The sequence below is a fragment of the Streptacidiphilus anmyonensis genome (assembly GCF_000787855.1).
Taxonomy (GTDB): domain Bacteria; phylum Actinomycetota; class Actinomycetes; order Streptomycetales; family Streptomycetaceae; genus Streptacidiphilus; species Streptacidiphilus anmyonensis.
Genome location: NZ_BBPQ01000131.1, coordinates 1 through 7,925 on the forward strand (window position 1 = coordinate 1; position 7,925 = coordinate 7,925).

At 72.5% G+C, this 7,925-nt stretch carries 6 protein-coding genes; 2 read left to right on the plus strand and 4 right to left on the minus strand.

The window, feature by feature from the left end:
* Positions 1-201: 201 nt before the first annotated feature.
* Positions 202-1,158, minus strand: coding sequence for a S16 family serine protease (locus TR50_RS41715; protein WP_042435762.1), 957 nt, complete (start codon positions 1,156-1,158; stop codon positions 202-204).
* A 170-nt stretch (positions 1,159-1,328) separates the two neighbouring features.
* Between TR50_RS41715 and TR50_RS41720 the strand changes: the two genes are divergently transcribed.
* Positions 1,329-3,326, plus strand: coding sequence for an acetoacetate--CoA ligase (locus TR50_RS41720; RefSeq protein ID WP_042435765.1), 1,998 nt, complete (start codon positions 1,329-1,331; stop codon positions 3,324-3,326).
* A gap of 196 nt (positions 3,327-3,522) precedes the next feature.
* Here TR50_RS41720 and TR50_RS41725 read toward each other — a convergent pair whose 3' ends face one another.
* On the minus strand, positions 3,523-4,332 hold the full coding sequence (locus TR50_RS41725; protein ID WP_042435767.1) for a class I SAM-dependent methyltransferase: 810 nt from the start codon (positions 4,330-4,332) through the stop codon (positions 3,523-3,525).
* Between the two features lie 147 nt (positions 4,333-4,479).
* Here TR50_RS41725 and TR50_RS41730 point away from each other — a divergent pair, with 147 nt between their 5' ends.
* Positions 4,480-5,481, plus strand: a complete 1,002-nt coding sequence (locus tag TR50_RS41730; RefSeq protein ID WP_084701911.1) for an EamA family transporter — start codon at positions 4,480-4,482, stop codon at positions 5,479-5,481.
* Positions 5,482-5,502: 21 nt separating this feature from the next.
* Here the strand turns inward: TR50_RS41730 and ptsP are convergent, their stop codons facing one another.
* A complete protein-coding gene (ptsP, locus tag TR50_RS41735; RefSeq protein ID WP_042435770.1) occupies positions 5,503-7,173 on the minus strand; it encodes a phosphoenolpyruvate--protein phosphotransferase in 1,671 nt (556 codons plus the stop codon).
* A 48-nt stretch (positions 7,174-7,221) separates the two neighbouring features.
* Positions 7,222-7,674 (minus strand): PTS sugar transporter subunit IIA, encoded by a 453-nt coding sequence (locus TR50_RS41740; protein ID WP_042435773.1) that lies wholly within the window; start codon positions 7,672-7,674, stop codon positions 7,222-7,224.
* Between the last annotated feature and the right edge of the window lie 251 nt (positions 7,675-7,925).

Here is a 7,925-nt window from a genome sequence, read left to right on the forward strand (position 1 = left end):
CGGGGCCCACGTGCCAAGCGAGTCGCGGATGGCTGCCGGACTCCCGCGCTCCGCGGCGCGCGGATCGTGCGGACTTCGTGTCTGCTCGGCCTCCTGCTTCGCCCGTCGTCGGCCGCAGCGTGAGCGGGCCTGCCTCGGACGTGTCCCTCCGCCCAGCGGGGCCTCGTCCCGGCGGGCTGAAGGTGTGGGTGCGACCCGGCGTCAGGCCGGTGGGGTGAAGGTCTTCAGCGCGTGACGGGCGAGCGCGGCCCGGAGGGCGGATTCGAGGTCGGGGGCGAAGGTCAGTTCCAGGCCCTTGCGCTGCTGCGCCTGCGCGTGGGCCGCGTCGGAGCCGTTGCCTGCCGGGGCCACCAGGTGCGTGGCGTAGCCCTTCCGCGCGGCGTCCTCGCGCTCGTGGAAGCCCGTGACCGGCTGGAGCGCGCCGTCGGCGGCGAGCGCACCGGTGAGGGCGACCTCGGCGCGGGTCAGATGGCCGCCCAGCAGGGAGACCAGCCCGGCCGCGATGGCGAGGCCCGCCCCCGCCGCGTCCTCCGGCGTCGCATGCGGCGGAATGTCCCCGTACGGCTCCTCGACGGTCACGTCGTGGCGGGCGAACCAGTCCGGGGCCAGCTGCGGCAACACCTGCGCGGCCCGGCCGCGCACCGCGGCGACCGCCGCCTCCGCGGTCGCACCGAAGAGCGCGCCCAGGCGCCCGCTCGCCTTCACCCGGCCGCGTCCGGCCTGGACCATGACCGCGACCGGCAGCAGCTCGCCCGCGACGGGCGTCCAGGCCATGCCCAGGCGCTGGTCGTAGCGGTGGCCGAGCAGATCGGCGTGGGCCAGGGCGTGCATCTTCCCCTGGACGTCGGCCTCGTAGTCGACAACCACCTTCGCGTGGTCCGCCGGGTCGTACCAGACCGGGACGGAGCCGCCCTGGAGCGGGAGCGTGTGGATGCGGGTGAGCACCGTCGCCTCGAACGGCGGCTCCCCGGGGTTCCTCGGCACCACGCGCAGGTGCATCCAGCAGTCCATCCACGCGGCCGTCAGGTCCTCGTCGGGGGCCCACATCGCGCGCAGGTGGTTGCCGCCGCCGACCGTCTTCACCGAGAGGATCTCGGCGGCCGCGGACCGGCCGTGCTCGCGCAGACGGTGCAACTGGTTCGTGTGTTTGAACAGCATGGGCGTCCCCCTCCTGGACCGCCTCCGCCGGGCGGCGCGGCACAGCTTACGAGGAATGAGACCCCGGGTTGCCTGGCGTGCCGACCTGCCTTCGTGGCAGATTCTGCACAGGCGTTCCCAACCTGCCCACCGGCGTGCAGGGCGCCTGAGCTCGGAGGCACGCACAGCGCATGAGCAGCGACGAGATCACCCCTCTGTGGCAGCCCGACCCCGCACGAGCGGCTGCCTCCCGGCTCGCCGCGTTCCACCGTTTCGCCGCCGAGTACTACGGCGCGCCGAAGCCGCTGGCGGACGGGAAGCCGGAGGCGGACTACGCGCAGTTCCACCGCTGGTCCGTCGAGCACCTGGACACCTTCTGGAGCGCCCTGACCCAGTGGTTCGACGTCCGCTTCACCACCGCGCCGAGCGCGGTCCTCGGTGACACCTCGATGCCGGGCGCCGAGTGGTTCCCCGGCTCGCGGCTCAACTACGCGCAGCACGTGCTGCGCCACGGCGAGGACCCGCACAACGCCGACACCCCGGCGATCCTCCACGTCGAGGAGGGCAGCTCCGAGCCGCGCGTCACCACCTGGTCCGAGCTGCGCCGCCAGGTCGGCTCGCTCGCCGCCGAGCTGCGCCGCCTGGGCATCGGACCGGGCGACCGGGTCGCCGCCTACGTGTCGAACGTGCCGCAGGCCGCCATCGCGCTGCTGGCCACGGCCGCCGTCGGCGCGGTGTGGACCTCGTGCGCGCCTGACTTCGGCGCGCGCAGCGTGCTGGACCGGTTCCAGCAGCTCGAGCCCGTCCTGCTCTTCGCCGTCGACGGCTACCGCTACGGCGGCAAGGAGCACGACCGCACCGAGGTCGTCGCCGAGCTGCGCCGCGAGCTGCCGTCGCTGCGCCACGTCGTGCACATCCCGCTGCTCGGCAAGGACGCACCCGAGGGTGCGCTGGCATGGGAGGCGCTGACCTCCGCGCCGACCGTTCCCGTCTTCGAGCAGCTCCCGTTCGACCACCCGCTGTGGGTGCTCTACTCGTCCGGCACGACGGGTCTGCCGAAGGCGATCGTGCAGAGCCACGGCGGCATCACCGTCGAGCACCTCAAGCAGGCGGGCCTCCACCTCGACCTCGGACCGCAGGACCGGTTCTTCTGGTTCACCTCCACCGGCTGGATGATGTGGAACTTCCTGCTGGCGGGTCTGCTGGTGGGCGCGAGCATCGTCACCTACGACGGCAGCCCCGGCCACCCGACCACCGACGCGCAGTGGCGCATCGCGGCGGCGACGGGCGTCACCGTGTACGGCACCTCCGCGGCCTATGTGATGGCCTGCAAGAAGGCCGAGGTGCACCCGGGCACCGACCTCGACCTCTCCCGGCTGCGCGCCATCGGCACCACCGGCTCGCCGCTGCCGCCTGACGGCTTCCGCTGGATCTACGAGGAGATCAGCTCCGACGTCTGGCTCGCCTCCGTCAGCGGCGGCACGGACGTGTGCAGCTGCTTCGTCGGCGGCGTCCCGACGCTGCCGGTCCACCTCGGCGAGATCCAGGCCCCGAGCCTCGGCGCGGCGGTGGAGGCGTGGGACGCGAACGGCAAGCCGGTCGTCGACGAGGTCGGCGAACTGGTCGTCACCAAGCCGATCCCGTCCATGCCGATCGGCTTCTGGAACGACCCCGAAGGCGTGCGCTACCGCGAGAGCTACTTCGAGATGTTCCCGGGCGTGTGGCGCCACGGCGACTGGATCACCGTCACCTCGCGCGGCACCGTCGTCATCCACGGCCGCTCCGACTCGACGCTGAACCGCCAGGGCGTGCGGATGGGCTCGGCGGACATCTACGAGGTCGTCGAACGCCTCCCGGAGATCAAGGAGTCCCTGGTCATCGGCCTGGAGGAGCCGAACGGCGGCTACTGGATGCCGCTGTTCGTGGTCCTCGCCAAGGGCGCCGAACTCGACGACCGGCTGCGCACGGCGGTACGGGACGCGCTGCGGACGCAGCTCTCGCCGCGCCACGTGCCGGACGAGATCATCGCCGTGCCGGCGATCCCGCACACCCTGACGGGCAAGCGCATCGAGGTGCCGGTCAAGCGGATCCTCGGCGGCACGCCGCTGGAGAAGGCGGTCAACCCGGGCTCCCTCGACAACCCCGACGCCCTGCGGGCCTTCGAGGGCTTCCGCCGAACGGACGGCTAGAGGCGACATCCAGGGGCGCGGGGCTCTGCTGACACGCGGCTCCTCCCCCAGCCTTCGGCCGGGAGGTGCCCCCAGCGTGGGCGCGAGCCACCACCCGGTGCGGACGGCCCTGCTTGAGCGGCGAGTCACCACACAGGGTGGCTTGTCGCGTCGTGGCTTGTCACGCAATTCCCCGCGCCCCTGGACAGTGCCGGGCCTACGCCCGGTACAGCAGTTCGCCGTGCAGCACGCTGAGCCAGCCGCGCTCGTCCGCCGCCCACGCCCGCCAGCCGTCACTGATGCGGCGCAGTTCCGCGCGGGTGGCGAAGCCGTCCGCCACGGCCTGTTCGGCGATGCCGGAGGAGACGATCCGCTCCGCCCACATGCCGCCCCACCACGCGCGGTCCTCGTCGGCCGCGAAGCACCACGTCGACGAGGACGCCTCGATGCGGCCGGCCTCGAAGCCGGCCTCCAGCGCCCACGCCCGCAGCATCCGCCCGGCGTCGGGCTCGCCCCGGTTCGCGCGCGCCACCCGGTGGTACAGCGCGTTCCACGCCTCCAGCTCCGGCAGCGCCGGGAACCAGGTGAAACCGGCGTAGTCCGAATCCCGCACGGCGACGATGCCGCCGGGACGGCAGACGCGTCGCATCTCGCGCAGCGCCCGGACGGGATCGGCGACGTGCTGGAGCACCTGGTGCGCGTGGACGACGTCGAACGACGCGTCCGCGAACGGCAGCGCGTGCACGTCGGCCGTCCGGAAGCGCACCCCGGCCGACTGCGGGACGGCCTGCTCGGCCTGCGCCAGCACCTCCGCGGAGCTGTCCACCGCCGTCACCAACCCCGCGCCCACCCGCTCGGCCAGCCCCGCCGTGATCGTGCCCGGTCCGCAGCCCACGTCCAGCAGCGTCCGGCCGGGCTTCAACTCCGGCAGCAGATGCGCGGCTGAATTCTCCACCGTGCGCCACCGGTGCGAGCGCAGCACCGAGTCGTGAAAGCCGTGGGTGTAGTGGTTCTGATGCTCGGTCATGTCTACCTCCCGGATTCGACGCTAGATCATGTCTCAGTGATCGAGAAGCAATGTCTTGTCATACGAGACGGCGTCGTCATTGCCGTAGCGGAGGGACGCTCCTTTGCGCCACGATGCGGTGTACAGACCTGTCAGAGAGGTACGCACATGACGCGTGACGCGGCCACCGCCTCGACCCGCACCGGAGCCACCGCCGCCCCCGCCCCTTCCTCGAACCAGTCCACCCGTCGACCGCAGGCCATGCTCTGGACCGGCCTCGCGATCGTCTACGTGGTGTGGGGTTCGACCTACCTCGCCATCCGCGTCGCCGTCGAGACGATGCCGCCGTTCCTCTCCGCCGCCATCCGCTTCCTCGTCGCCGGCCTCCTGCTCACCGGGATCGTCGCCTGGCGCTTCGGTCCGGCCGCCCTGAAGATCGACGCCCGCCGCCTCGCCACCGTCGTCGTGGTCGGGCTGCTCCTGCTGGTCGGCGGCAACGGGCTCGTCGTGCTCGCCGAGACGCACATCCCCTCCGGCCTCGCCGCGCTGCTCGTCGCCAGCGTCCCGCTCTGGGTCATCGTGCTGCGCACCCTCTTCGGCGACCGCCCGCGCGCCGCGACCTTCGGCGGCGTCCTGCTCGGCTTCTGCGGCCTCGCCGTGCTGACGCTTCCGGGCAGCTCCGGCAGTGTCCGGCTGACCGGGATCGTCCTGGTGCTGGCCGCCGCGCTGCTCTGGTCGATCGGCTCCTTCGCCTCCTCCCGCCTGCCGATGCCGGCCAACCCGTTCACCGCCAGCTCCTACGAGATGCTCGCCGGCGGCGTCGGCGACCTGGCGCTCGGTCTGATCCGGCACGAACACCTGCGCCTGGGCGCGGTCAGCACCAGCTCCTGGGTCGCGCTCGCCTACCTCGTCGTCTTCGGGTCGATCGTCGCCTTCAGCGCCTTCGCGTGGCTGCTGCAGAACGCCCCGCTGTCACTGGTCGCCACCTACGCGTACGTCAACCCGGTGGTCGCCGTGGCACTGGGCTGGCTGATCCTCTCCGAGCCCGTCACCTGGTCCATCGCGCTCGGAGGCGCCGTCGTCGTCGCCGGTGTCTTCCTGGTGGTCAGCACCGAGGCCCGAACGAAGCAGGCCCCCGTCCCGAAGGACGAGGGCCCGACCCAGGGATAGCCCTTGGCGGTCCGGGGAGGGTCACTCCCCGGACAGCACCTGGTTCGCCGCCGCACGCGCGTCGGCGGCGTTGTCCGTCGCGCGGGCCGCCGCCGCGGCGCGCTCGCACTGCGCCAGCGTGACCTTGGCCAGCTTCGCCCGCACGTAAGGAATCGACGCCGCGCCCATCGACAGGCTGGTCACCCCCAGGCCGGTCAGCACGCACGCCAGCACCGGATCCGCGGCCGCCTCGCCGCAGACGCCGCAACTCTTGCCCGTCGCCCGAGCGGCCTCCGCCGACAAGGCGACCAGGTCCAGCAGCGCCGGCTGCCACGGATCCTGCAGCCGCGCCACCGCGCCCACCTGGCGGTCCGCCGCGAAGGTGTACTGCGCCAGGTCGTTGGTGCCCAGCGACAGGAACTCCACCTCCTGAAGGATCGAGCGCGCCCGCAGCGCAGCCGACGGGATCTCGACCATCGCGCCGAACTTCGCCCGCAACCCCGCCTCCCGGCACGCGTCAGCGAAGGCCTTCGCGTCCTGGCGGTCGGCCACCATCGGCGCCATCACCTCCAGATGCACCGGCAGGCCCTCCGCGGCCCGGGCCAGCGCCCGCAGCTGCGCCCCCAACACCTCCGGATGCTCCAGCAGCGTGCGCAGACCGCGCACCCCCAGCGCCGGGTTCGGCTCGTCGGCGGGAGTCAGGAACTCCAGCGGCTTGTCCGCGCCCGCGTCCAGCACACGGACCACCACGCGGCCCTCGGGGAACGCCTCCAACACCTTCCGGTACGCCTCGACCTGGGCCTCCTCCGACGGAGCCTTCTTCGAGTCATCCAGGAAGAGGAACTCGGTCCGGAAGAGACCGACACCCTCGGCCCCCGCCTCGACCGCCGCCGGCACGTCCGCCGGACCGCCGACGTTCGCCAGCAGCGGCACCCGGTGCCCGTCCGACGTCCGGCCCGGACCGGTCGAAGCCGCCAGCGCCGCCCTGCGCTGCTCCGCCTCGGCCCGCAACGCGTCCTGCGTCACCGGCGACGGCTCCACGATGACCGCGCCCGTGCTCCCGTCGACCGCGACCAGCACACCCTCCGCCGTCCTCGTCGCGCCGGGCAGCGCCACCACGGCCGGGACTCCGAGCGCGCGGGCCAGGATCGCACTGTGGCTGGTCGGCCCGCCCTCCTCGGTCACGAACCCGAGCACGAGCGTCGGATCCAGCAGCGCCGTGTCGGCCGGGGCCAGGTCCCGGGCGAACAGGACGTACGGCTCGTCGCTGTCCGGCACACCCGGCATCGGCACGCCCATCAGCCGCGCCACGATGCGATTGCGCACGTCGTCCAGGTCCGCGACCCGTCCGGCCAGGTAGTCGCCGGCCGCCGCGAGCAGCGCCCGGTAGGCGGCGAAGCAGTCGTAGACGGCGCGCTCCGCCGAGCTGCCCACGGTGATCCGCCGCTCGACGTCCGCCATCAGCTCCGGATCCAACGCCATCAGTGCCTGCGCCTCGAGCACCGCCTGCGCCTCGCCGCCGGCGAGGATGCCGCGCGCCTGAAGGTCGGCAGCCACCGCGTCGACCGCCTGACGGGCCCGCGCCTGCTCACGGGTCGCGTCCTCGGCCGGGATCTGCCGGGCCTCGGGCTCCAGCACCGCCGTGCCCATGTGCCGCACCTGGCCGATCGCCACGCCGTGGCTCACGCCGACGCCCTGGAGGGTCTGTGTCATGTCACCGGTCTCCGCTTTGAGTCTCCGTCGAAGGGCTGCTGCGCCGCTTCACTGCTTCCAGGTGAAGAGCGTGTCGCCGGTCGCGAGCGGACCCGTCTCCGCCACGTCCGCCAGCTGGTCGGCAGATGCCTCCAGGGCCACGACCGGGCAGATCGAGGACTTGCCCGCAGCCTCGACGGCGGTCGGGTTCCACCTGATGACCGGCTGACCGCGCTTGACCGTGTCGCCCTTCTCCACCAGCAGCTCGAAGCCCTCGCCGTTGAGCTGGACCGTGTCGATGCCGAGATGGATCAGCACGCCGTGGCCTTCGTCGTCCAGCACGACGAAGGCGTGGGGATGGAGGGACACCACTGTCCCGTCGACCGGGGAGACCGCCTCGCCCGCACCCGGCTGAGGCTTGATCGCCGTGCCCGGACCGACCATCGCTCCGGAGAAGACCGGGTCGGGAACGTTCGCGAGCCCGATCGCCTCGCCCGCCAGCGGGGACGTCACGGTCGTCATGGTTGAGCCTCCTCGTCGAGCGGCGGAACCCGCGTGCGAGCCGCGAGGGGCGCGCATCGCTGATCAGCCTAAATCATGTCAATCCGGACAGATGGGATCCCTAAGAGGTCTAGACCACTATCCGACTCGTCGACTGTACGTCATCCGGGTGACCAGCGCCGATTTGCTCCCCGACGCGGAGGTGTGTAACTTCTTCGTTGTGCCCGGCGCGGTCCGGGCAAAACCCCTGAAGAACGGCGCGGAAAACGCCT